The organism is Neobittarella massiliensis (ex Bilen et al. 2018), from assembly GCF_900289145.1.
Taxonomy (GTDB): domain Bacteria; phylum Bacillota; class Clostridia; order Oscillospirales; family Ruminococcaceae; genus Neobittarella; species Neobittarella massiliensis.
In genome coordinates, this window is the sequence record NZ_OKQO01000001.1 from 530,424 (window position 1) to 554,473 (window position 24,050).

Annotated in this window: 22 protein-coding genes; 6 read left to right on the forward strand and 16 right to left on the reverse strand. The window is 52.0% G+C overall.

What is annotated here, in order from left to right; translation table 11 throughout:
* The first annotated feature begins 65 nt into the window (after window positions 1-65).
* Window positions 66-1,445 (forward strand): methyltransferase, encoded by a 1,380-nt coding sequence (locus C6Y32_RS15715; RefSeq protein ID WP_129589369.1) that lies wholly within the window; start codon window positions 66-68, stop codon window positions 1,443-1,445.
* Between the two features lie 102 nt (window positions 1,446-1,547).
* On the opposite strand, the gene yeiL is transcribed toward C6Y32_RS15715, so the two are convergent.
* Window positions 1,548-2,234, reverse strand: a complete 687-nt coding sequence (gene yeiL, locus C6Y32_RS02515; RefSeq protein ID WP_105203582.1) for a transcriptional regulator YeiL — start codon at window positions 2,232-2,234, stop codon at window positions 1,548-1,550.
* A gap of 122 nt (window positions 2,235-2,356) precedes the next feature.
* On the opposite strand from yeiL, the gene rihB reads away from it, so the two are divergent.
* Complete coding sequence (gene rihB, locus C6Y32_RS02520) at window positions 2,357-3,292, forward strand: ribosylpyrimidine nucleosidase (protein WP_105203583.1); 936 nt, start codon at window positions 2,357-2,359, stop codon at window positions 3,290-3,292.
* Window positions 3,293-3,411: 119 nt separating this feature from the next.
* Here the strand turns inward: rihB and upp are convergent, their stop codons facing one another.
* From upp to C6Y32_RS02545, 5 genes are all read right to left on the reverse strand, one after another.
* On the reverse strand, window positions 3,412-4,044 hold the full coding sequence (upp, locus tag C6Y32_RS02525) for a uracil phosphoribosyltransferase (protein ID WP_105203584.1): 633 nt from the start codon (window positions 4,042-4,044) through the stop codon (window positions 3,412-3,414).
* Between the two features lie 42 nt (window positions 4,045-4,086).
* Complete coding sequence (gene rpiB, locus C6Y32_RS02530; RefSeq protein ID WP_105203585.1) at window positions 4,087-4,527, reverse strand: ribose 5-phosphate isomerase B; 441 nt, start codon at window positions 4,525-4,527, stop codon at window positions 4,087-4,089.
* A 97-nt stretch (window positions 4,528-4,624) separates the two neighbouring features.
* Window positions 4,625-5,341 (reverse strand): tRNA (adenosine(37)-N6)-threonylcarbamoyltransferase complex dimerization subunit type 1 TsaB, encoded by a 717-nt coding sequence (tsaB, locus tag C6Y32_RS02535; RefSeq protein ID WP_105203586.1) that lies wholly within the window; start codon window positions 5,339-5,341, stop codon window positions 4,625-4,627.
* A gap of 3 nt (window positions 5,342-5,344) precedes the next feature.
* The gene (tsaE, locus tag C6Y32_RS02540) at window positions 5,345-5,773 is read right to left on the reverse strand and encodes a tRNA (adenosine(37)-N6)-threonylcarbamoyltransferase complex ATPase subunit type 1 TsaE (RefSeq protein WP_105203587.1); all 429 of its coding nucleotides are present in this window, start codon (window positions 5,771-5,773) and stop codon (window positions 5,345-5,347) included.
* Window position 5,774: 1 nt separating this feature from the next.
* A complete protein-coding gene (locus tag C6Y32_RS02545) occupies window positions 5,775-7,442 on the reverse strand; it encodes a formate--tetrahydrofolate ligase (protein WP_105203588.1) in 1,668 nt (555 codons plus the stop codon).
* Window positions 7,443-7,762: 320 nt separating this feature from the next.
* On the opposite strand from C6Y32_RS02545, the gene C6Y32_RS02550 reads away from it, so the two are divergent.
* The 3 genes from C6Y32_RS02550 to C6Y32_RS02560 all read left to right on the forward strand — a co-directional run bounded on the left by C6Y32_RS02550 (window position 7,763) and on the right by C6Y32_RS02560 (window position 10,327).
* Complete coding sequence (locus tag C6Y32_RS02550) at window positions 7,763-8,887, forward strand: FtsW/RodA/SpoVE family cell cycle protein (RefSeq protein ID WP_105203589.1); 1,125 nt, start codon at window positions 7,763-7,765, stop codon at window positions 8,885-8,887.
* Window positions 8,888-9,034: 147 nt separating this feature from the next.
* Complete coding sequence (locus C6Y32_RS02555) at window positions 9,035-9,742, forward strand: Bax inhibitor-1/YccA family protein (protein WP_105203590.1); 708 nt, start codon at window positions 9,035-9,037, stop codon at window positions 9,740-9,742.
* A gap of 60 nt (window positions 9,743-9,802) precedes the next feature.
* Window positions 9,803-10,327, forward strand: coding sequence for an AAA family ATPase (locus tag C6Y32_RS02560; protein WP_105203591.1), 525 nt, complete (start codon window positions 9,803-9,805; stop codon window positions 10,325-10,327).
* A 318-nt stretch (window positions 10,328-10,645) separates the two neighbouring features.
* Here C6Y32_RS02560 and C6Y32_RS02565 read toward each other — a convergent pair whose 3' ends face one another.
* From C6Y32_RS02565 to C6Y32_RS02580, 4 genes are all read right to left on the reverse strand, one after another.
* On the reverse strand, window positions 10,646-12,187 hold the full coding sequence (locus C6Y32_RS02565; protein ID WP_164998098.1) for an NAD(P)H-hydrate dehydratase: 1,542 nt from the start codon (window positions 12,185-12,187) through the stop codon (window positions 10,646-10,648).
* A 160-nt stretch (window positions 12,188-12,347) separates the two neighbouring features.
* Window positions 12,348-13,799 carry a M20 family metallopeptidase gene (locus tag C6Y32_RS02570; RefSeq protein ID WP_105203593.1) on the reverse strand — a complete coding sequence of 484 codons (1,452 nt, stop codon included), beginning with the start codon at window positions 13,797-13,799 and terminating at the stop codon, window positions 12,348-12,350.
* A 143-nt stretch (window positions 13,800-13,942) separates the two neighbouring features.
* Window positions 13,943-14,329: a MerR family transcriptional regulator gene (locus C6Y32_RS02575; protein WP_105203594.1), complete on the reverse strand. Its 387-nt coding sequence runs from the start codon at window positions 14,327-14,329 to the stop codon at window positions 13,943-13,945.
* A gap of 18 nt (window positions 14,330-14,347) precedes the next feature.
* Complete coding sequence (locus C6Y32_RS02580; RefSeq protein WP_105203595.1) at window positions 14,348-15,496, reverse strand: aldo/keto reductase; 1,149 nt, start codon at window positions 15,494-15,496, stop codon at window positions 14,348-14,350.
* 478 nt (window positions 15,497-15,974) lie between these two features.
* Here C6Y32_RS02580 and C6Y32_RS02585 point away from each other — a divergent pair, with 478 nt between their 5' ends.
* Window positions 15,975-16,352 (forward strand): TnpV protein, encoded by a 378-nt coding sequence (locus tag C6Y32_RS02585; RefSeq protein ID WP_105203596.1) that lies wholly within the window; start codon window positions 15,975-15,977, stop codon window positions 16,350-16,352.
* Window positions 16,353-16,535: 183 nt separating this feature from the next.
* Here C6Y32_RS02585 and C6Y32_RS02590 read toward each other — a convergent pair whose 3' ends face one another.
* From C6Y32_RS02590 to C6Y32_RS02615, 6 genes are all read right to left on the reverse strand, one after another.
* Window positions 16,536-17,765: a restriction endonuclease subunit S gene (locus tag C6Y32_RS02590; protein WP_129589370.1), complete on the reverse strand. Its 1,230-nt coding sequence runs from the start codon at window positions 17,763-17,765 to the stop codon at window positions 16,536-16,538.
* The gene (locus C6Y32_RS02595; RefSeq protein ID WP_105203598.1) at window positions 17,737-19,551 is read right to left on the reverse strand and encodes a type I restriction-modification system subunit M; all 1,815 of its coding nucleotides are present in this window, start codon (window positions 19,549-19,551) and stop codon (window positions 17,737-17,739) included. Before C6Y32_RS02595 ends, C6Y32_RS02590 begins: the two co-directional genes overlap by 29 nt.
* Before the next feature lie 3 nt (window positions 19,552-19,554).
* On the reverse strand, window positions 19,555-19,773 hold the full coding sequence (locus tag C6Y32_RS02600; RefSeq protein ID WP_105203599.1) for a helix-turn-helix domain-containing protein: 219 nt from the start codon (window positions 19,771-19,773) through the stop codon (window positions 19,555-19,557).
* Window positions 19,774-20,253: 480 nt separating this feature from the next.
* Window positions 20,254-21,090 (reverse strand): hypothetical protein, encoded by an 837-nt coding sequence (locus C6Y32_RS02605; RefSeq protein WP_105203600.1) that lies wholly within the window; start codon window positions 21,088-21,090, stop codon window positions 20,254-20,256.
* 42 nt (window positions 21,091-21,132) lie between these two features.
* Window positions 21,133-22,341, reverse strand: coding sequence for a UvrD-helicase domain-containing protein (locus tag C6Y32_RS02610; protein WP_164998099.1), 1,209 nt, complete (start codon window positions 22,339-22,341; stop codon window positions 21,133-21,135).
* Entirely contained in the window at window positions 22,334-23,974 is a 1,641-nt protein-coding gene (locus C6Y32_RS02615; protein ID WP_105203602.1) for an ATP-dependent nuclease, read from the reverse strand. Before C6Y32_RS02615 ends, C6Y32_RS02610 begins: the two co-directional genes overlap by 8 nt.
* Window positions 23,975-24,050 lie beyond the last annotated feature (76 nt).

The following is a 24,050-nucleotide window of genomic DNA, read 5'->3' on the forward strand; positions in this document are numbered from 1 at the left end:
TCGGTACATAGATCACATCGGCCGGCGCGTTGGGCCGCGGTGCGACAGAAGGAAGGGGTGCGGGAATGGGTTTTTTATTGCTGCTCCCATTTTTTGGTGTGCGCTTTGGGCTGCTGGGTCGATACGGCCGGGAGGCGGTGCTGCGCGCGGCCCATTTTGCCCCCATGCAGGGGGGCGAGAGAGTGGCCTACTGGCTGTACCAGCTGACTAGTGTGGCGATCATCGTCTACATAGGCGTATCGCAGATACAGACCCGGCCGGCGGGGCTGTTTGCCGGTGGGCTGGCGGTGTATATTGCCGGGCTGGCGCTGCTGGCGGCAGCGGTGGTGGCTTTTGCCGCCCCGCCGCCTGGGAAAATGAGCGGGAAGGGGCTGTACCGGCTGTCGCGCAACCCCATGTATGTGGCGTATCTCGCGATCTTTGCCGGCTGTGCGCTGCTGGTGCAGTCGTGGCTTTTGGCGGCGCTGGTGGCGGTGTTTCAGGTGTCGGCGCACTGGATCACCCGCGCGGAAGAGCGCTGGTGCCAGCGGCAGTTTGGCGACGACTACCGCCGGTATATGCGGCGGGTGCGGCGGGATTTTTTTAAAGGGCGGGGGCGGGTAGCTGCCGGCTTTTTTGCTGGCGTGCGGGAGCGGGGAGACCGCGTTTTGCCGGGGCGCAGCGGCATGGGTGGCCGATGGGGAGACTATGGAGACCTGTGGGATCGGGGCACTTTAATGGTGGAAAAGCGGAAGCTACCCGATGTGTGCTTTAAGAGGCAATTGTCCTTGACGGGACCTGGGTCAGCTTATATAGTGGTGGTAGAGAGATGTTTGCCGCCGGGACCGGAGCGGACGGGGAGAGGAGAGCTTGCGATGCGCGAACACCGGCAACTTTTAGAGGATATGGCTGCGGGGCGGCCCTACGACGACTTTGACCCATGGCTGGCTGATCGCCGTAAGCAGGCGGCGGCCGCTATAGCCCGCTACACCCAGTGCTACGGGCAGCAGAATGAGACGGGTATGCAGCGCGCCCTGGATGAGCTGCTGCACGACCGGGGAGAAGGGGCGCATATCGTGCCGCCGTTTTCGATGGAGTTTGGCTTTTTCGTCACCTTGGGGGCGGGCAGCTTTGTCAATCAGGGGAGCATTTGGCTGGACTGTGCACCGGTGATCATTGGCCGGGAGGTGATGATGGGGCCGCGGGTGTGCTTTTTCACCTCGGACCACGCACTGCTGGCCGACGAGCGGCTGGCCGGCGATATCGTGGCCCGGCCCATTACGGTGGGTGATCGGGTGTGGATCGGCGGCAATACCACCATTTTGGGCGGCGTGCACATCGGCGATGAGGCGGTCATCGGTGCCGGCAGTGTGGTCACCCGCGATATTCCTCCTAAAGTGGTGGCGGTGGGCAACCCCTGCCGGGTGCTGCGGCCCATTACCGAGAAAGACCGTTTGCGCCGGTAGAGATACTGCCCCGGCGTATGCTTATAGACAGCAGAAGGAAAAGCACCCTACAGGCACACGATATCGTGTGCCTGTAGGGTGCTTTTGTGCAGGGAAGACGGGCTAGGGGAGCTCCCACTGGGGGTCCATCTCGCGGGCCAGAGATAGCAGGGCTGGCCGGTCGGCGATGCGGTAGCCGCCTTCGTCTTTGGCGATGTAGCCCAGGCGCACGAAATCGGCCAGCACATAGAGCAGATGCCGATACGATACGCCCAGATACTCGGCGGCGTGGCCGTGCTTTTCGCGGTACCAGCCCTCGGGGGCGGCGATCAATAAAAACTGCGCCAGCCGGTTTTCCAGCGGAAAACCTTTATTTTGCGATAGGGAGAGCACTGTGCGGTAGTTTTTACTGCCCAGGTAATCGCACAGGCGGCGCAGAAAGCGGGCGTCTTGCAGCAGCTGCTGGCGGCATTGGTCTACCGGCAGGGCCAGGCAGTAGCAGGGCACCAGCGCCTGTACCGCCCGCGACTGCCGCTGGATGTCAAGCAGTTCCATCTCCCCTACAAAGCAGGGGGCTTTAAAGAAGTCGATCAGTGACACCTTGCCGTTGGGCAGCGTAAGGTACAGCTTGGCCCGCCCTGCTACCAGGTAAAACAGGTGGTGCAGCTGCGCGCCTTCACTGACGATATAGTCGGTCGCTTCGGCGTGGTACAGCTGGGTATAGGGGGCAGCGTCGAAAGAGAAGCACTGTAAAAAGTTGGACCGCTGCAAAAAATGAGCGCGCAGTTTGGCATCGTTTATCTGCTGCATCGGTATCCCTCCCGAAATATGAGAAATCTCATATACAGTATAGCACGGCCACTGCTATACTACAAACAACGAAATACACCTTGTGCCCCAACACGGGGCGGCCATAGAGGGAGAGGTATATCATGGACAGACAGAAGATCATTCTCGACTGCGACCCGGGTCACGACGACGCTATCGCCATTATGCTGGCGGCCAAGCACCCGGCCATCGACCTGCTGGGCATCACGGTGGTGGCCGGCAACCAGACGCTGGACAAGACGCTGCCCAACGCGCTGCACATCTGCCAGACCCTGGAGCTGGATGTGCCGGTGTATGCCGGCATGCCGCTGCCGCTGGTCCGCCAGCAGGTGGTGGCGGCCAATATCCACGGCGAGAGCGGACTGGACGGCCCGGTATTTGAGCCGCTGACCCGCTGCGAGGAGAAGATCGGTGCGGTGCAGTTTATCATCGACACACTGATGGCCTCTGACGGCGATATCACCCTGGTGCCGGTAGGCCCGCTGACCAACATCGCTGTGGCCATGCGAGCCCAGCCGGCCATTGTGCCCAAGATCAAACAGATCGTACTTATGGGCGGGGCCTATGGGCTGGGGAACACCACCCCGGCCGCCGAGTTTAACATCTACGCCGACCCCGAAGCCGCTCATGTGGTGTTCTCCTCTGGTGTGCCGCTGGTGATGATGGGGCTGGACCTGACCAACCAGACTGCCTGCACCATGGCGGTGATCGAGCGCATGGAGGCCATAGGCAACCGCGCCGGCAAGCTGTTTGGCGACATCATGCGCTTTACCCACAAGACCCAGCACGACGCCTACGGCCTGGATGGCGGCCCGGTACACGACGTCACCTGTGTGGCCTACCTCATCGACCCCTCCATCTTCACCGTGCAGGATATGTACGCCGAGGTGGATATCACCGGTGGGCCCAGTTATGGCCGCACTCTGTGCGACTACTACCACGTGTACGGCGATAAGGCGCCCAACTGCAAAGTGGGCATTACACTGGATCAGGAGCGCTTTTGGGACTTGGTGGCCGAGAGCGTAGAGCAGTACAGCTAAAGCACTGCTGCCGATATGCAAATAAATAGGGGCGGGACAGCACAGCTGCTGTCCCGCCCCTATTTTGGTACCGGCGATTATGCCGGAACACCTATGTACAAAAGATGGTGCAAAAGAGATTATTTGGTGCCGAAGATACGGTCGCCGGCATCGCCTAGACCGGGGACGATGTACTTGTGGTCGTTGAGGTGATCGTCGAGCGCGCCGACGTAGATCTCGACGTCGGGGTGCGCCTCTTCCAGCGCGGCCAGCCCTTCGGGGGCGGCGATGATGCACATGAATTTGATCGAGCGGGGATTATAGCTCTTGACCAGACCGATGGCGTCGATGGCACTGCCGCCGGTGGCCAGCATGGGATCGAGGACCACTACGTCACGCTCGCCGATATCGGTGGGCATTTTGCAGTAGTACTCGACCGGCTTCATGGTCTCGGGGTCGCGGTACAGGCCCACGTGGCCGATCTTGGCCGAGGGCACCAGGTTGAGGATGCCCTCCACCATGCCCAGACCGGCGCGCAGGATGGGCACGAAGGCGATCTTGCGGCCCGAGATGATCTGCGCTTTGGCGGTGGCGACAGGAGTCTCGATCTCCACCTCTTTTAAGGGCAGGTCGCGGGTCGCCTCGTAGCACATCAGCATGGCGATCTCAGAGACCAGCTCTCTGAACTCTTTGGTGCTGGTGTGTTTGTCGCGCAGCAGCGAGATCTTGTGTTTGATCAGCGGATGATCCATGATAAAGGTCTTTTTGGCCATAGTCAATTCCCTCTCTTTACTTTACACGTCCCGGCGGGGGAGTTATCTCTCGTTGTCCAGCTCGGTGAGCATATCGATACGGCGCTGGTGGCGGCCGCCCTCATACTCGGTCTCGAGGTACACGTCGACCAGCTCACAGGCAGCGCCCGGGCCCAGCACCCGACCGCCCATACACAGCACGTTGGCGTTGTTGTGCATTTTGGTGTATTTGGCGCTGTAGTAATCTGAGCAGCAGGCGGCGCGAATGCCTTTTACCTTATTGGCCGCCATCGAGATACCGATACCGGTGCCGCAGAACAGCAGACCACACTCGCATTCGCCGGAGACGATGTGGGAGCAGACCTCTTTGGCGATGACCGGATAGTCCACGCTCTCGCCGTGGCAGCCACAGTCAATGTAGGCGATACCTTTTTCGTCCAGGTGCTTGAGCACCGCTTCTTTCAGCTCGTAGCCGCCGTGGTCACAACCAACTGACAATTTCATAGTAAACAGCTCCATTCTGCCGCTGCGCCCGGCGCATTTCACAGTATCTGCCCGCCGCGCGCAGTGCTGGCGGGCTGCGATCAGAGGTAAGTACCTATCAGTCAGCCCCACTCGGTGCCGACTGCTGGCGTTGGGCCAATTCCCGCTGGGCCTGCGACAGCCGGATATAGGAGATACCCAGGTCGCGGGCGGGGCCGGCCTCGCCTTTTTGTATGTGTGCGGCCGCGCATTGGGCAACTGCCCCGGCGCGGGTAAAGAGCAGGTGGGCCGGCGCCAAGCGCACCCGGCTGTCTGCCCCTACAGTATTATAGCACAAGCTGGCTCCGTCGCCTAGTAAATATACCGGTAAATTTTCGTCGCTGCAGGCCGTCAGTACGCCGGCGGCATCGGCGGCACAGTCATCGGTGAGGCGGCGGATACCGCTCTCATCGCACAAAAAGGCGGCGGTGTATACCTGGCCGCGTCGGGCGTCCATCGCCGGCACGATATAGCCGTGCCAGCCCAGCAGGTTATAGGCGGTGGCCTCGAGGGTGGAGACGCCCACACAGGGCCGCTGCAGCCCGGCACACAGCCCCTTGACTGCCGCGGTGCCGATGCGCAGCCCGGTAAATGAACCCGGCCCGTGGGTGAGGGCCAGATAGTCGGTATCGCCAAGTTGCAGCTTGGCATTTTGCAATGTACTGTGCAGCATGGGCATCAGCGTTTCGCTGTGGGTGAGCCTGGTGTTTATAAAACTCTCGGCCAACAGCACATCGTTTTCCCACACTGCACAGGAGGCCGATTTGGCCGAGGTATCCAGTGCCAGTATCCGCATCGGTCAGGCGCCCCTCTCTAGATTTTCTACCACGATGCGCCGCCGGTCTTCACTCAGCGGCTGAATGGTGATGTAGATGGTGTGTTCCGGCAGGGCCGGCTGGATGTTCTCGCTCCACTCGATGGCCAATACGCTGTCGCCGGCATCCAGATAGTCGTAGTAGCCGGTAGTCTCCAGGTCGTCGAGATCCAGGATGCGGTACATGTCGAAGTGATAGAGCGGTAGCGGGCCCGGGTACTCGTTGACGATGGCAAAGGTGGGGCTGGACACTTCGCCGGTGGCGCCCAGACCGGCGGCCAACCCGCGGGTAAAGGCAGTTTTGCCCGCCCCCATGCCGCCGCGGTAGGCCACCACGTCGCCCGGGCGCAGCCGGCGAGCCAGCTTTTTGGCCAGCGCCTCGGTCTGCTGTGTGCTCTCGGTGATAAATTCCATACTAAAACAACCCCGTGATATTCCCCTCGTCGTCGATATCGATACTCTCGGCCGCCGGGACTTTGGGCAGGCCGGGCATGGTCATGATGTCGCCAGCCAGCGCCACCACGAACCCGGCCCCGGCCGAGAGGCGCACCTCTTTTACCTGCAGGCGAAAGCCGGTGGGTCGGCCCAGTTTGGCCGGGTCATCCGACAGCGAGTACTGGGTCTTGGCGATACAGACCGGCGTTTTGCCGTACCCCAGTGCCGCGATCTGGGCGATCTGCTTTTGGGCGGCGGCGGAGTAGTCCACCCCGTCGGCGCCGTAGATCTTTTGGGCGATGGCCGCGATCTTCTCCTCGATGGGCAGCTGTTCGCTGTAGATGGGGGAGAAGTGGCTCGGCTGCCGGCAGGCCTCTAAAATGAGCCGGCACACGTCGGTGCCGCCATCGCCGCCGCGGGCGAACACATCCGACACCGCCCAGGGCACGTCCAGCTCGTCGAGACAGGCGCCCACGGCGGCGATCTCGGCCCCGGTGTCGGCGTAGAAGTGGTTGAGAGCCACCACCACCGGCACCCCGTACTGCCGCATATTCTGCACGTGGGCCACCAGATTGGGCAGACCGCGCTGCAGTGCCGCCAGATCCTCTTGCTGCAGCGCATCTTTTTTGACGCCGCCGTTATACTTGAGCGCCCGCACCGTGGCCACCACCACGATGGCACTGGGGGCAAGGCCCGCCTGGCGGCACTTGATATCTAAAAATTTCTCGGCCCCCAGGTCGGAGCCGAAGCCCGCCTCGGTAAAGCAGTAATCGCCCAGCTTGAGGGCCAGACGAGTGGCCCGCACCGAGTTACAGCCGTGGGCGATGTTGGCAAACGGGCCGCCGTGTAAAATGGCCGGCGTTCCCTCCAGCGTCTGCACCAGATTGGGTTTGATGGCGTCTTTGAGCAGCGCGGTGACCGCGCCGCTTATATGCAGGTCGCGCACGTAAACCGGCTGGCGGCCGAAAGTATAGCCCAGCAGAATGTTCCCCACCCGCTGTTTTAAATCGTGCAGATCGTCGGCCAGACAGAGGATGGCCATGATCTCGCTGGCTACCGAGATGAGAAATCCATCCTGCCGAGGTATGCCGCTCAAAGGACCGCCCATCCCCACCACGATCTGCCGCAGGGCCCGGTCGTTCATGTCCATGGCGCGCTTAAATACCACCCGCCGCGGATCGATCCCCAGCTGATTTCCCTGCTGCAGGTGGTTATCGAGGCAGGCGCAGATGAGATTGTTGGCGGCGGTGATGGCGTGCATGTCGCCGGTGAAGTGGAGATTGATATCCTCCATGGGCACCACCTGGGCGTAGCCGCCGCCGGCAGCCCCGCCCTTTACCCCGAATACCGGCCCCAGCGACGGCTCGCGCAGGGCGATGACACAGTTTTCCCCCAGTTTTTGCATGGCTTGCCCCAGCCCTACGGTGGTGGTGGTCTTCCCCTCGCCGGCGGGGGTGGGGTTGACGGCGGTCACCAGCACCAGCTTGCCGTCGGGACGGCCGCGCAGCCGGTCGAAGAGCGGCTGGGTCAGTTTGGCTTTGTAGTGGCCGTACGGCTCGTACTCGGACTCGCCGATGCCCAGCTGGGCGGCAACTTCTTTTATGGGCCGCATACGGCACTGGCTGGCGATCTCAATATCGGTCAGCATATCCTCACCCCTGTATCAAAGTCGTCCGGCGATGCCCCTGGCTGCGCCGGCATGTAAACAATTGGTGAACAGCGGCACATAAATGCGGCCCTAAAAGGGCCGTTTTGCCCGCTGTAGCAGGGGCCGTGCCGCAGGTATCAAAAATAAGTATAGCATATTCAGCCAGCGAATTAAACTGCGCATTTCCTTGAATAACCCCGGTTTTTTTAGTACAATGAACCTATTCTATCTGCGGGTTGCCGCGCGGTGGCCCGGCTGATCGCGTAAGAGATGTTTTTCGGACGGCGTTGCCGTCCCGTTTTCAAGAGAGGTCCATATTTATGTTAAAAAAATTGACCGCCTCGGTGGCCGACTATTTTCGGCGCACCGACAAGGTGCTGTGGCTGCTGTGCTTTACCTGTAGCGGCATGTCGCTCGTGCTGCTCTCGTCGCAGGTGTTCTACGAATTTTTGAGTATTCGGGTGGTGATGACCCAGGCTATCGCCACAGCTATCGGGGTCGTGGCGGCGGTGATCATCTCGAAACTGGACTTTCATGTGGGGTTTACCTTTTGGAAGTACCACGTGGTGATCTGCTGGGCGCTGGTGCTGGCCACCTTTGTATTTGGTATCCAAAACCCAGGCGCCGACGACAAAGCCTGGCTGCCGATGCCTTTTGGTATGACTTTTCAGCCCACCGAGCTGGCCAAGCTCTCGTTCATCTTCACCTTTGCCATGCACCTGGATGCAGTGGGGGACAACATCAATCAGTATAAAAATGTGCTCATGCTCTGTCTGCACGGGGCGGCGCCTATTTTGCTGATCCATCTGCAGGGCGACGACGGCACGGCACTGGCTTTTGCGGTGATCTTTGTGGCGATGCTGTTCGCCGCCGGTATCTCGTGGCGGTATGTGCTGGCCGGGCTGGCACTGGCGGCGGCGGCAGTGCCGGTGTTTTGGAATTTCATCCTCTCCAGCCACCAGAAAAAGCGGTTTTTGACCATCTTTAACCCCGAGCTGGACCCGCAGGGGGTGGGCTTTCAGCCGCTGCAGAGCAAGATCGCCATCGGCAGCGGCAAGATATTTGGCCTGGGGCTGTTTGGTGACAATGTGCCGCGGGAAGTGCCCTACATGCGCAACGACTTTATTTTTAGCTATGTGGGACAGACGATGGGCTTTATCGGCTGCCTGCTGGTGGTGGGGCTGCTGCTGGCGGTGGCGGGCAAAACGCTGTTTGTGGCCCGGCGCTCGGCGGACAAGCAGGGCTACTTTGTGTGTGTGGGCATTTTTGCCGTACTGCTGTTTCAAATACTGGCCAATGTGGGCATGTGCATCGGCGTGATGCCGGTCATCGGCCTGACGCTGCCGTTTTTTAGCGCTGGGGGTACCTCGGTGATGGTCTTGTACCTGGCTATCGGCATCGTGATGAGCGTGTATATGAACTCGAAGACCGAGCTGTTTACCTGAGCCGCTACGGTCTGGTCTCAAAATGACCGCTGCTGGCAGAGCGCTGCCGGCGGCGGTTTTTAGCGGGATAAAACGGGCGGTGGCAGTTGAAATAGAGAACCTGATACAGTATACTGTTACTAAATAGAAAGAGGAGGTAATCTATCTATGTACGACGCACAGACCGGTGCCTGGATCGGCACCGAGCAAAATGTGAAGACCCCGCTGTACAGACATGTAGCCAAGACATACCTGTGGATGTTTATTGCTCTGGCCATCACCTTTGCCACTTCTTATGGGCTGTACGCCACCGGTGCAGTGCTGGCGCTGTTCGTGACCCCGTGGATGCCGCTGGCCCTGCTGATAGGCAAGCTGGTGTTGGTGGTGGTACTCACCGCCCGCCTGCAGAAGATGTCGCTGACGGCGGCCCGTATTACCTTTATCGCTTATGCGGTGACCACCGGTATCGTCTTCTCCACCCTGTTTTTGATGTATGACGTGACGGCTACCATCTTTGTTTTTGGCGTCACCTCGCTGTACTTTGGGGTGATGGCGGCGGTGGGCCTCATCACCAAGCGCGACCTGTCGGGCTTTGGCCCCATGATCGGTATGGGGCTTATCGCCCTGATCATCATGGGACTGGTGAGCATGTTCTTTAATTTTTACATGCTCGACACGGTAGTCTGCTTCGTGGGCCTGATCCTGTTTTTGGGCATCACCACCTACGATTCCAAAAAAGTAAAGGACTACTACTACAGCTTCCAGGGTGACCCGGCTATGCTGGATAAGATCTCGGTCTATTCGGCTTTAAACTTGTACCTGGACTTTATCAATATCTTTTTGTACCTGCTGCGCCTGCTGGGCAAACGCAAGTAGAAATGCAAAAGAGCGCCCGGCCGGGCGCTCTTTTTATATGCTGAGAAGGGAAGGTGCGCTGTGCCTACGCTGTTTATGGTCGGCGGCCCTATGGGGGTAGGCAAGACCACTACGTGCCAGGAGCTGAAACGGCTGCTGCCAAACTGTGTGTTTTTAGACGGAGATTGGTGTTGGGATATGGACCCGTTCGTGGTAAACGAGCAGACCAAGGCGCTGGTGCTGCAAAATATCACTACACTGCTGCAGAATTTTTTGCGCTGCGGTCAGTTTATGAACGTGGTGTTTTGCTGGGTGCTGCACGAGGAGCAGATATGGCGGCAGCTGCTGGACCGGTTGGACTTACTCGGTTGGGAACTGTGCCAGGTGGCACTTGTATGCAGTGAAGAACAGCTGGTGTACCGGTTGCAGAGCGATGTGGCGCACGGTCTGCGCACTGCAGATGTCATCGATCGCAGCAGGCAGCGGCTGGCGTCTTTTGCCAAACTGCCGGTGCCGCTGCTGGATACCACCGACCGCACGGCCAGACAGGCGGCGGAAGAGATCGCGCAGCTGGCGGACAGGGGAGAGATAGCGGGGCGCTGGTAGATAGAGTAAGATGTGTTTTAACTGTGGATTACAGGGCTGAGAACGGGGCGATCGCGGAGCTGCCGGCGCAGGGGTACACAGGCGATGAGGAGATAGGTAAGAGCCGGGGGCTCGCCAGCTGATGGTGGACTGCATCCACTGCTTTTTTACACACGGTGGACAACAGCTGTTTGGTGATAGCTGTGAGATGAGCTGGCGGCTTACCTGAAAGTGGTACACGAAACGACTTTCTTAACGAGTGCAGACTATAGGGGCGGGGACAACACAGATGTACAGTGTTATCCCCGCCCCTATTTAGCACGGTGATATGCGTATCGGTCAGCGATGGTGGGCTAAAAACAGATCAGAGAGATCTTTTTGCATATCGGTGGGCAACATGGCCGTCTGCGATAGGCGGGCTGCACAGCGGTCGCCGGCGGCTCCGTGCAGCCAAACGCCACACACCGCCGCCAGATAAGGCGAAAGCCCTTGAGCCAACAGACCGCCAATGATACCCGAGAGCAGGTCGCCACTGCCGGCTTTGGACATGCCCGGGTTGCCGGTGGGGTTGACAGCCACCGGACAGCCGGGGGAGAATACCAGCGTATGAGCCCCTTTGAGCACCAAAGTGACCGGGTACTTCTCTATGAACTGGCGGCCGTACTGCAACTTGTTGGCCACCAGCTGCCCGGTGGAGATACCAAGCAAGCGGGCCATCTCTCCGGGGTGGGGGGTGAGCACCAGCGGCGCTTTGACCCCGTTTAGCCAATCTGGAGACTGTGAGAGTATGCCCAACGCATCGGCATCCAGCAGTAGGGGACAGGCGGCGTGCTGCAACAGGTACTGCAGCAGTTGGGCTGGTCCCTGACCGGTACCCATACCGCAGCCAACGACGCAGGCAGTGCTGTCGGCTAGAGCTTTTTCCAGCACTGGAGCAGCCCCCGGCGCGGCGGACCCATCTTCACTTTGTGGCAGTGGCAGGTAGACCGCCTCGGGCAGGTGGGGGGCATACTGTGCCACCAGTGGCCGGGGTATGGCGACCCGTACCAGGCCGGTACCCACCCGCAGCGCACCGGCTGTGCAGATCTGCCCGGCGCCGGGCATGTCGCCGCTGGATACCACTGCCAGCAGCTTGCCAAAATCACCTTTGTGGGTATCTTGTTGGCGCGGCGGCAGCGCGGTGAACACCTGCTGAGCATCGGTGACGTGAAAGGCGGGCTGTACGGGGTCGCAGCTGGCGGGGATACCGATATCAGCCAAAACCAACTGGCCGCTGTGCCCGGCGGCGGGGTAGACCAGATGGGCCGGCTTGTAGCTGTGCAGTGCCACTGTAAAGTTGGCCTGCACGGCACCGGGGTCGATGTGGCCGCTGTCGCCAGCGACTCCGCTGGGTACGTCGACAGCCCACACGGTGCCGGGGGCGCTGTTCATCAGCGCGGCGGCCTGCCGGCCCCGATCATCCATCTCGCCGCGAAAGCCGGTTCCGTACACCGCGTCGATGAGCACGTCGGCCTCGGCCGCCAGCTGATCGACGGCGGCTTCCCCCAACTGGTATATGGGGATCGGCCGGCCGCGCAGCAGCTGCAGGTTGGCAGCGCTGTGGGCCGGTACCGGCTGGCCCTGACACAGTACGACTACCACGGCCATACCAGCCGCCGACAGATGGCGGGCCATCACCAGTCCGTCGCCGCCGTTTCCGCCTTTGCCACAGAATATGGCCACCCGCATCACCGGCTGCGCCGGGTGGGACTGGCGCCACCAGTACAGCAGGATCGCCGTGGCCCGCCAGCCGGCATTCTCCATCATCTGCCGATAGCTGAGCCCGCCGGCATCGGCACGCTGCTCGATCTGCCGCATTTCGTCACAGGTATATACGCGCATGGAAGTACACATCCTCTCGGTTCTTTATGCTGGCCAGTATACCACGATTTTGCGAACAAATTGTGAAAAGCGGGTGGAAAAGTGAGAGGACAACACGGTGTGTTGCCCTCAAAAGATCGCCTTAGAATATACCTCTGGCAGTAATGGGACGAGCGCCCCATTACCCCAACTTGGCGCCGGGATCGATAGCCGTGGGGGTCACCCCTTGTGGGATAGGCGGGATGTAGTGACCGCCTTCCAGCCGTTCGGCCAGCTCCTTTTTGGCGGCGGCCACCACTTCGGGGCGGTGCAGCAGGTCGATGGCGGAGCCGGCCAGGACTTTGGCTGCGTAGAGCATGCCTTTATGGGCCAGACTGCTCTTACCCTGACTGACCAGCTGCCAGGAGTGGCCCGGAGTACCGGCGGCCATGGTGCAGACCGATATCTGGGCAGTGGGGCACACCCAGCTCACATCACCCACGTCGGTCGAGCCGGGCATGACCGGTTCGGCTCCGGTGAGTGGACTGATAAAATTGCCCAGCGGCTGGCCTGCGTGCTGCTTGGCCACGGCAATAGCCTGTGGGCCAAACATAGCTGCCGACTCCACAAGGCTGGAGCCGCCGTTTTCAAAGGTGGCCTGCATGGCGGCGGCATACTGCTGCTCCCGCTCGCTATAAGTGGGGAGCGGCTGGTCTTCCATATTTTGCTGTAGCAGTGCTGCCAGCGCGCTGTTGGGCACCAGGTTCGAGCAGGCCTTGATGAACTGGCGCTCTACTCTGGTCCCGCTCATCAGAGCAGCACCTTTGGCGATATCTTCTACCCATTCGTAGATCTGCTGTACCTGGGTAGTCTTGGGCGCACGAATGAGGTACAATACCTCAGCAAACGGCTGCACTACATTGGGAGAAAAGCCGCCGGTATTGGTGATGGCATAGTGGACCCGTGCATCGGGAATGATGTGCTCACGCAAAAATTGCACCCCGATATTGAGGAGCTCCACTCCATCGAGCGCGCTGCGCCCCTTGTGCGGGCAGGCAGCGGCATGGGCGCTGACCCCGTAAAAGCGGTAGCAGATCTGATAGTTGGCCAAGCTGCTGGCGGTGTTGACGGCGTTCATATCGCCGGGATGCCAGGTGAGCGCACAATCGAGCTCGTCAAACACCCCGTCGCGGGCCATGAATGCCTTGCCCGATCCGCCTTCTTCGCCGGGGCAGCCATAATAGACGACTCGGCCGGGCAGACCGGTCTGCTGTAGATAGTTTTTTACCGCTACAGCTGCCGCCAGCGCCCCGACGCCCAACAGATTGTGGCCACAGCCGTGCCCCGGTGCCCCGTCGACTACCGGGCTTTTTTCGGTGTAGTCGGCCTGCTGGCTGAGGCCGGACAGCGCATCGAATTCCCCCAGCAGGCCGATCACAGGGCTGCCCTGCCCATAGCTGGCGCAAAAGGCGGTGGCGATACCGGCTACGTTTTGCTCTACCTCAAAGCCGTTTTGCTGCAGCGCCTGACAGAGTGCAGCGGCAGAGCGGGTCTCGGTAAAGGCGGTCTCGGGGGTATCCCAGATCGCATCGCTCAGCTCATAAAACGAAGGCGCCAAGGCATCGAGCGCATCCAGTGCTTTTTGTTTGTCCACAGTTCTCGCTTCCTTTATCATACAGATTTAGAGACGGATGGGCTTTTTATCGGGCAGCCCAGCCCATCAAATAGAGCCGGTACCATTATAGCACGGCCGCCAACGACAAAGAAGAGCTGCAGGGGGCAGCTCTTCTTATATGCTTAGTTATCCTGGTTCACCAGTGCCCGCTCGGCTTGGAGCAGGTGGCTGTCGTACCCCTCGATCTTGGTATCCAGGCGGGCCAGCACGCCCTGCATCTCACTGATGCGCTGGGCCAGCTTTTGCCGCTGCTCGATAAGCAGCAGCTTGCGGGCGGGGATAGTCTTATCCCCCTGCACGAAGAGCGCCACATATTCCACCAGCGACTCGATGGGCAGGCCGGCCCCGCGCATACATTTGATGAACTCCACCCAATTGCAGTCGCTCTCGCTGTAGTCGCGGATGCCGCTTTTGGTGCGCCCCACAGCGGGTATCAGGCCAATGCGCTCGTAGTAGCGCAGCGTGTCGGGCGAGAGCTGGTAGCGGCGGCTCACCTCTGCTATCGTCATAAGATCTCTTCCTCTCGATCAGCAGCCAAAGATATCGGCCGCTCGGTTCATGTTTTGGATGACTGGCACCCCAAAGGGGCAGCGCCTTTCACAGGCCCCGCAGGCGATACAGTCGCCCCCGCGATGGGGGAGTGTCAGGTAGTGCTCCCGTACGGTCTCGGGCAGCGTTTTTTGAGCCAGAGCCAGATTTAAGAACTTGGTGACAGCAGCTACCTCGATGCCCTGCGGGCAGGGGGCACAGTGGCCGCAGTACATACAGTGACCCTGCCAGCTGATCTGGGGAAAGGCGGACAGGGCAGCCGCATAGTCGCGCTGGGCGGCGCTGGCTCGCTCGTAGGCCAGGCTCTGATGCAGTTGCTCCACCGTGTGGGCCCCCACCAGTACCGAGGCGACCCCTGGCCGGGTGAGCGCATAGTGGATACACTGACTGGAGGTGAGCGCTTTGCCGGCGGGGGAGAGCTGCTCATCGAGCAGGTCGCCCCCGCCAAAGGCCTTCATCACCGTGATGCCCACCCCAGTGCGCGCGCAGAGCTCGTACAGCTGTTGGCGCAGAGGGTCCATGTTGGTCAACTGCCCGGCATAGCTCTCGTCGGCCCACAGATCTTCGCAGTGTTCGCTGGGGGGCTGCAGGTCGTAGCAGGGATTGATGCTGAACATCAGCACCTCGATAAGGCCGCTCTGCACCGCCTCGATGGCCACGGCGGGGTTGTGGCTGCTCAGGCCGATATGCCCGATCTTACCGGCGTTTTGCAGCTCTTTGGCGTAGGCCATTACCGGGCCCTGAGATACTTGGCGCCAGTCGTCAAGCGAGTCGACATAGTGGATCATGCCGATCTCGACATGATCAGTTTGCAGCCGTGCAAATAAGTCTTCGAACCCGGCACGCACCTCATCGATCTGGCGCGTGCGCTTGTACTGGCCATTTTTCCAGATGGTGCACAGGTGCGCCTGTAGGATGAATTTTTCTCTTCGCCCCTGTAGGGCGATGCCCAGCCGGTCACGCATGTCGGCGTTGGGGGTATACAGGTCGATGCAGTTGACACCCGCCTGTTCGGCGGCATCCAGCAGTGGGCCGATCAGCGCACCGTCGTGGTCGACGAACCCCTCACAGCCCATGCCGATCTCGCTCACCTGTAGGCCGGTGCGGCCCAGTTGTCGGTAGTTCATGGCTCTCTCCTCCTCACAGCATATCGGTAATGCTGTATCTGTATATATCTTAACACCTGGAGTGCACTCTAAGTCAAGGGCTGCGCAGTCGAAATAGACGGAGAAAATGCAATTTGCGGGCTCAGAGAAGCCCTGCGAGTGGGACTCATGATAGGCGTATGCGGTGGCTTTTCTGCGCAGATGGGGGATAGAAGTTGGTGTGAAAAAGAGCCTTTACGAACCTGCTACATGACAGTTCGTAAAGGCTCTTTTGGCTGCTGTTATTCCCATTCAAGCACCAGACCTTATTTCTCTGTAATAAAATGCACTCTCAATACGCTTTTCGTCCATACAATCCATATATTTTATACTTTCCATAGAGTCTTTATGAATTTTGTAGCCGTTTTGTAGCCACGGTTATAATACAAACCTCCGCTGGCTGGTTCACCTCAAAGCCACTTGCAACTATCTCAAACAATAATACACGGAGGTTAGCACTATGGAAAAATATATCTATGACAACAGCAACGGACTTTGGTACGAACTGCATGGAGATTACTATATCCCTTGTCTGGTTCTTCCAGATACCGAAGAACGTCCACTCGGCATCTGGGGCAGAAGGCATCTTGATTTTATCAAGGAGCAGCGCCCGATGCTATATGCTGATTTGGTTCTCAGTTGTAAGCTACACAACTATTTGGCTGACATTGATGCTCAGGCAAATGCCGAGCTCGCTCTGTTGATAAAACAGATGGCAGAGAAAGAAGGCGTTACAGAGCAACTCAAGGAGCAAAATCAGATGGCTTGGGTCAGAACTATGGGCAGCATCCGCAACAGGACAGAAGAAATCGTCAATGTAGAGATTATCTTCGCATAATACATCATCAGCCGGGCAGTGAATATCTGCTCGGCTAAATCACTTAAATATTCAAATTAATAGAAGGATTTGTAAATAATTCTTCCACTACTGCTTTAATTTTAGCAATTTTCATATACGCATCACGTTTTTTGTCAAACGCTTGCCCAAGAGGGTCAATGTACTTAGACTTTACATCATCTGCTATTTCTGGAATTGCAAATGCGCCAAAAAAATCGGCTCTAAGGTGAAGCATAGTAGAGGCAATAACGAACCATTTCTTATAAAATATGATTCACCATATTTACTGGAAAGAAGCAAAAATACCCAATATCTTTCATCAGTATTTCGTGGTCTATACTTTACAAGACCACTTGAAATAATTACCTTATTGTCCTCTTGGATAATAGCCACTTCTCCCGGTTTTCCATCTTTAGCAAAGATAATATCGCCGCATTTAATGTCTTGCTCCAGTTGAGATAAAAAGGATTCAGGACAATAACAATCAGGCTCATAATCCACATCAAAATTAATAATATCGCTTGTCTTTATGAAAGGTATGCCTTCTTCCAAATAGTTGGCACTGCCAACCTCGTCACCCTTACTAAGATTTTCCGAATCAAACCCAATAGTATTAGTCCCACTGCTAAGCGTAGCAATTGTCTCTCCAACGTCAGGACGATAAAAATTTGGCATTAGCATTCGCTTATCAAATGAATCTGGTTCCACTACAAACCCAAATTGAGCTTCATCTTTGAAAGCAAGGTGATAATCTTTGTTAAACTCCGAAATAATCTCCTGAATACGAAGAACAGCATAATAATAACTGTCAAATGCGTCTATGTATTCCTGCATCAAAGCGTCATATTTACTGTCGTATTTCATGACCTTTAGATTAGCAATCTTCCCTTGGTTCATGAATTTTTGCTTTGTAATAGAATATGTTCCCCGTACCTGTATTCTGTTAATTTGAGAATTAAGGTAGATTGTCAAAAATGCAGCTTCTTTTGGCGATGCTGTCCGTAACACAACACTATTCTGACTCATATTCATTTCTGCAATAGTTGGGGGACACATTGCAGCTTTACCCATAAATTTGCCAGTCATAGTGTAAATGATATCATACGGATAGGTAATTGATCGCTTGATGGTTTTGTTGTGAAATCCTTCATCGATCAACTGTAAATCATTTACATTTATATAATGCCTTGAAACTGCTGAAGTCTTAATAAAAGGTATTCCATGATCCTTATAGAAGAAATATGCCGGTGGAGTAGAGCCACCCTTTATATCACCAACAATATACTGAGACATCGTTGGACAGATTGACATTCCCTCTTTTACAAACAGATACTTTGGATTGTAATTTCTCGGATAAAACGATCCTGCTGACAATTTTATGGGGTTAGTTATAAATACTTCTAGTTTTGACATGCTCTACTAACCTCCTTGTGATTTCGGCAAAATCATTATCTATCACAGCGTTTCCATCAACAATTACAGGGTCTCCGTTTTCATCTCGTACATAAATTTCTTTTCCTCTTCTATCGTGACCACATGTTTTAGCAATCGCCATAAATGTATCGAAAGTCTGAGGAAGTCCTTCTCTTTTCTTCTTTTTCAAAATGAGAAGAGACGTTTTTGTGTCGGTAGATGGTAAAAAGGATTCAACAGGGCAGTCGATGATGGCGACAACATCAGCATTATTTAGAATATATTGACGCACATATTCCAATCCATTATTTCCTAAAATTCCGTCAGGAAGAACTATGGCCATACGACCACCTGGTTTTAATAAATCCAAACAACGCTCAATAAAGAGAATATCAGGAGTTCTGCTCTCATCAACCTTCTTAGTTTCAATCCAAGTATCATCTTTCCCTTTTTCCCACTTATGGCCAAGGTGATAGTGTTCTAAGATTTTTTTATCATCAATTACACATTTTTTACCGAAGGGCGGATTAGTCATTATAATATCAATTTTGCCCTTAGCGATTTTATTGGTAATTTTACTCGGCCACTGTTCAAACGGTGTTAATGAGTCAAAATGGAAAATACCTGTATGCCCATCATCATTGAGTACCATATTCATTTTTGCTACTCGTGACAAATCGGGATTAAAGTCAATACCACGAATATACTTATCTGCATACTCTCTAAATAATCCAACGACATTCAGTGTTGGACGTTTTTTATGCAGTTCTTCATATTGTTGGCGGATGTTTTTTAGTGCCATAACCAAGAAGCCGCCAGAGCCACAGGCAGGATCGCATACCGTTTCATCAATTTTAGGCATTATAGCTTCAGTGGCCATAGAAACAATTTCTCTTGGAGTAAAGAACTCGCCATGTTCACCACGAAGATTTGCACCTACAAATGTTTCAAATGCAACCCCCTTGATGTCCACATTTGTGTCCAAGAGAGAATACTTTTGCAATTCCGCAATTGCAAAGCAAAGACATCTGTCATTTAATTGAATTTCATCGCTTGTTTCAAAAATGTTGTCCTCTTGAAAGCGAAGTTTAACTTTTACAAATAATTTATCTATACGTTCTCGAACATTGCTAAGACCATCTTGTGTCTTTTGTTCTTGGGGCGTGACATAAAATTCACATTTTTCGGTAAACAAATCCTTCTCATCTTCAATTTTACAAAAAAGGATTTTTAATATTTCCGAAAAACGCTTGTCCTGCGTTAATCCTTGATTACTAAAAAAGTAATTGTTACAACGCTTAAAAACGCCTTTTAAGTCTGTGCATTTTACCAAATCAGACTTATTATACTTACCGATTGAATCGACACTTTCTTTGTATTTGGGAATATCTGGAAGTTCGGTATAACGATTAGATCGGGTAGCATCTTTATAGTAGAACAAAATGCCGTCACCATTTGTCCACGTACCAAAACTGGCAGTAGTCGCAGACATATAGCTCCACAGCTGATCTACACCCTCTTTTTCATCTTTTTTCTTTGTTTCGACAATCCAATAAATATTGTCTTGTGACTTTTCTTCAGTATTAAAGACAACGATGTCACATCTTTTATCTGTTGAGCCTACCTTGATAGGATATTCAACATCAATATGACTCTTTGGATATTTATATACATCCAAAAGAATACGGCAGTATTCCTGACGTACATATTCTTCCGGTGTTTCTTTCCTCATTTTGCCGGTAATCAAGCACTTGATTTTACCTTCATCTACAATAATTTCTTGCATTATTTAATTCTCCTTAATATTGTCAGGGATAAAGTACAGCACTTCACCAACTTCACAGTTTAGTGCAAAACATATTTTCTCTATGCTTTCCAGCGAAACATACTCGTTTCTCTTTAGGCGAGTTATAATATTTGCACTAACTCCAGCCATATCTTTTAATTGAGTATTAGAAATCTTTTTGTCGATCATCAAGTGAAATAATCTATCATAAGAAACTGCCATACCATACCACCAGCCAATCACTAATTTTGCTTATAATATCACGAAATCGTGATTATTTCAAGCCTTTTCACACAACAATCCCCCCTCGAATCATCGAAGGGGGATATTTTATCTATTAGCTTCTTTCTCGGTTGTCTTTCCTTTGTGCCTGGAAAAATATAACCACAGATTATTCCCACTCTTTTACGATTATCTCCAACCCCTTATTTTAGAGGCTTTTTCCTACATAAAACACCGTTTTTAAGGGCGTTTTTCTCTGTCTTATTCTGTCTATCCTCTTTCGTGTTGCAGAAAGTGTTGCAAAATAGTCAATGGAATAATACTAAGTGGCTTTGTCGCCTACTTATATGAGATTATTGGTGCATCGTATAAGAAGTTACGCTTTCACTAAACATCTCTATTAAATCAAGAAAACATAAGTAAATCAACAATAACATATGGCGTAATAGAATAGTCCAATATCCAAAGCAATTACTATGCTTAGAAATTCTTTTCGTCTTCGTTTTTTGGATTATTTTGAAAACGCAAAACCCAATCGTTAAACGCCTGATTAGTTCCATCATATTTTGATTTTTGAATCGCCATCGATATTTGTACTATATCACTTTGATATCCTACTAATTGTGATGTAATAGGTCTTTCGATGTATTGTACTTTATCAGAAAAACTATGAGAGGCCATTAATAACGATTTATCTTTAATGGAACTATACATTTCTTGATAGTCATCCTTCATGCTCTTAATTACTGCATCGAATTGTTCTATACGTTTTTTCGTATGTATCGTTAATGATGCAAGCATAAGCAATTCGTATCTTTCCACTTTTGCAATCAATATTGGATTTAATTGAGGCACAATTTTGGTAATTCCTTTTAATTCAGGAGGAATATTTTTTTCTGCTGCTTCTTTTGCAGCGACCATTAACGACTGAGAGTTATGGAATGTCCAATTTCTAACATCAAGTAGTTCATTGAGAATCTCTGTAATTTCATCCGAAAGAGGCGTTAATATATAACTTTTCTTTTCAAGCAATTTTCGTAGATCTTTATATGAGAATGAACTACTTTGATGATCGGCAGATAATTTCAAGATTTCATGTTGTCTGTATAAAAGTTTGTCGTTGATATCGTCATAATCTTTCGCAGCAATGTATTCAGTATCACAGTTTTCTAATAATGCATTAGCCTCATTAGAATATTCCTTATATTTTTCATAATGAACCAATGCTCCAGAGATTAACGATCCTAAAGCAATACACGCATCTTGAACGCTATCAATGCTAAACTGCTTGAAATGTTGCTTTGAACCACTTGACATACTCAATTACTCCTTTGTTTTCATCATATATAAGGCCTTATTTTATGTGGCTAAACTATCATTTATAAACTTATATGCTGGTAAAACTTTATCAGCAACTTGAATTTTCACGGACTTAAACATTGCGTTTTCTTTAGGTTTGTCTACCGCAAAGATTACACTATATTTTGCCCTTGTGCATGCCACGTAAAATTTGGCTCTAGTTTGATTTGAAGTGATTTTTGTTTGTTTTTCTAGAAATGGTAGAGTTGTGCTAACAGGAACAATTACTACTCGTTCGTACGTTGCACCTTTGGCGCCACCATAATTGAAAACGTCGCAGCTGTGATGAAAAGCTATCTTTGCTTTTTTGTCGTATCGCAATATTGTAGGATGATAATGCTCACAGTATTGGCTAAGATATTTGATGTCCATTATATAAACACCTGTATTATCCACTGGATCAATGCCGTCTATATTTCCATCTGGTTCAACAATCGCTTCCGTATCACCGTGTATTGTGTTAACAAAGTCACAAATTTCGTGATTAAATCTTCTTGTGGTATTTGCGTATGAAGTAATGCATATCCCATTCTTCTCAAGTTCCTGAAAATACTTTCGAATGTTCTCATCTCTATACTGACTGTTTTTGGGCGAATTGTTTGTTCTATAGGTAGATTGTTTGTAGTCACCTACGCATGTTATCAGGAGTTTCGACTCAAATAGGAGACGAATAATTTCTAGATCCCAACCAGCATAGTCTTGAAGCTCATCTATAAATATGTGAGAATAGATTTCTTCCATTCGACTAATTGCTTTTCCATTAGAATGATTATTACATAGATATGCCAAATGGCTCACCCTGTCAGGGATGACATCACCACACCGATTTACAAAGTATTGTACATGATTTTGGTTGTACCATCTGGGCGGTGGATCTGTATCATAAAACGCAATGGAACTCACAAAATTCTCTGGAAATGTCACAGAGAATTCTTGTTTGTAACGCTTCTCTTTAAGATGGAGTGAACATTGATATGGTTTAATGTAATCTGAAAGCAAAAAGCTATACCAAGACTTAAATATTACCCTTTCATCCAAAATGCCGCCATTCTGTTTTCTGTATTCACTTTCTAAAGAACGAATGCCTTCATTTGTATATGACAGCAACAGAACATATTTATTACCATTTTCTACCGCTGTTCTTGCTTTAGCACACAAAGAATATGTTTTTCCGTTACCTGCGGCGGCAAATATTACTTGGTTATCCATCTGAATCAACCTTGTTTTCATTCCTCACACCAATGGCTTCTAAGATATATTGAGGGTATTTTATCTTCTGATTACTAGTAAAAACTCGCATACTCCAATCAGTTTTGTTTCCTATCATAAAGCTTTTTATGCTTTCTGCGTCTCGGCTTTTGACATCTTTACCCAAATAAATGATTGATCTAAATGTTTCAAAGTCATTGATATTTACTGAAAGCACTGACGGTTCAAGTGTATTTAAGGCATTATCAGACTCCACACAAAGCGCAACCAGATCTCCATATTTTTTATATCGCTCTCTCACGGTATTAACATCACCATCATTATCAGTGACAACAATCAGTGGCTTTCTTATTAGAGATGCGAGTTCACAATATCGCTGAAAAGCTAAACTATCAACTGCAACCACATCTATGCCATTTTCTATTGGCTGCTTTCCGAAATTATCAATATATGCTCTTTGAACAATTAACTCATCCGCAGGACCTTCAACCAATATTACATGATTTGCTAGCAGAATTCGTAGGGTGTTATAGCCTGGGAGTTTAAGAAAATAGTCGTATGTATCTCTGCTTAACATTTTGAACGGTGTGGTACTCTCATTCGCAACCAAGTGAAGGCATTGCAAACCGAGTTTGTTTGCAACAAAACTACTGTGGGTCGATATAAATAGCTGTTTCCCTGTGCTTTCCGACAATTTAGATATGAGAATAGACATGTTCGTATACGAAAGGTTATTCTCAGGCTCTTCGATGATTAAGATATCTACATCTGAATTTTGAAGCAGAAAAATCTCCGATTTAAACATGTTTTGAGTCCCAAAACCCGAATTCTCCAGCGGAATACCATCTAACGAAATGGTCATATCACCTTTCCATTCATCTATTCCACTTTCTCTTAGATTTAGGCTGACTTCTTTTCCGCCGAAACTGTGACTTTGCTGCAGCTTATCATTAAGCCGTCTCACTGCTTGATTCTCGGTAAATTCATGTCGATTTGCTCTATAAGCATGACGTAATTCGGTCAGGTCTTCTTCTGTGAGATATTCATTAATGCTGCCAGAAACAAAACGACTTAATACAGGACCATAATCCTTTTTTGTTGTATCTATACAAGCGACTTTCTTACCAGTTATCTGAGCGTAGTATTCTGGATTTGCAAAAGATCTAAAATTAACCTTGTAGTATTCTATCGGAATATCTTTAACTTTCCCATCTGTCAAGAGTTGCTTATATGCGGGAGCATATTGTGTATCAAATATAATTTCCACCTTAACACCTTCGGTGTCTTCGTGAAGTGAGTTATTCGTTCCTTTGAATTTTTTAATTGCAACTTCATCTTCTTCGGGAGCAGAAAAGTATGCCTCTATTTCAATCGTAGGTAAAACAGGCGTATTACCTGATCCAATAGCCTCTATAAAATTCTTACGAACTTTTGTATTAAACCAATCAAGGTTAAGCCGATTGGCAATATTGCTGCCATTAATCCTCCCGGTTAATACCATCGCTAACGCTTCCAAGATTGTCGTTTTTCCAGAATCATTTTCACCTACAAAAACATTCATGTTATCGTTCATTTCAATGGTCGTATTTTGGAACAATTTATAATTTATGATTTTGAGTTTTTTAATTCTCATATGTATACTCCTTTTTGGAAATTCTGAAAAAACAAAAACCGCATGGAATCTCTTCCATACGGTTGACTTGGCAGGG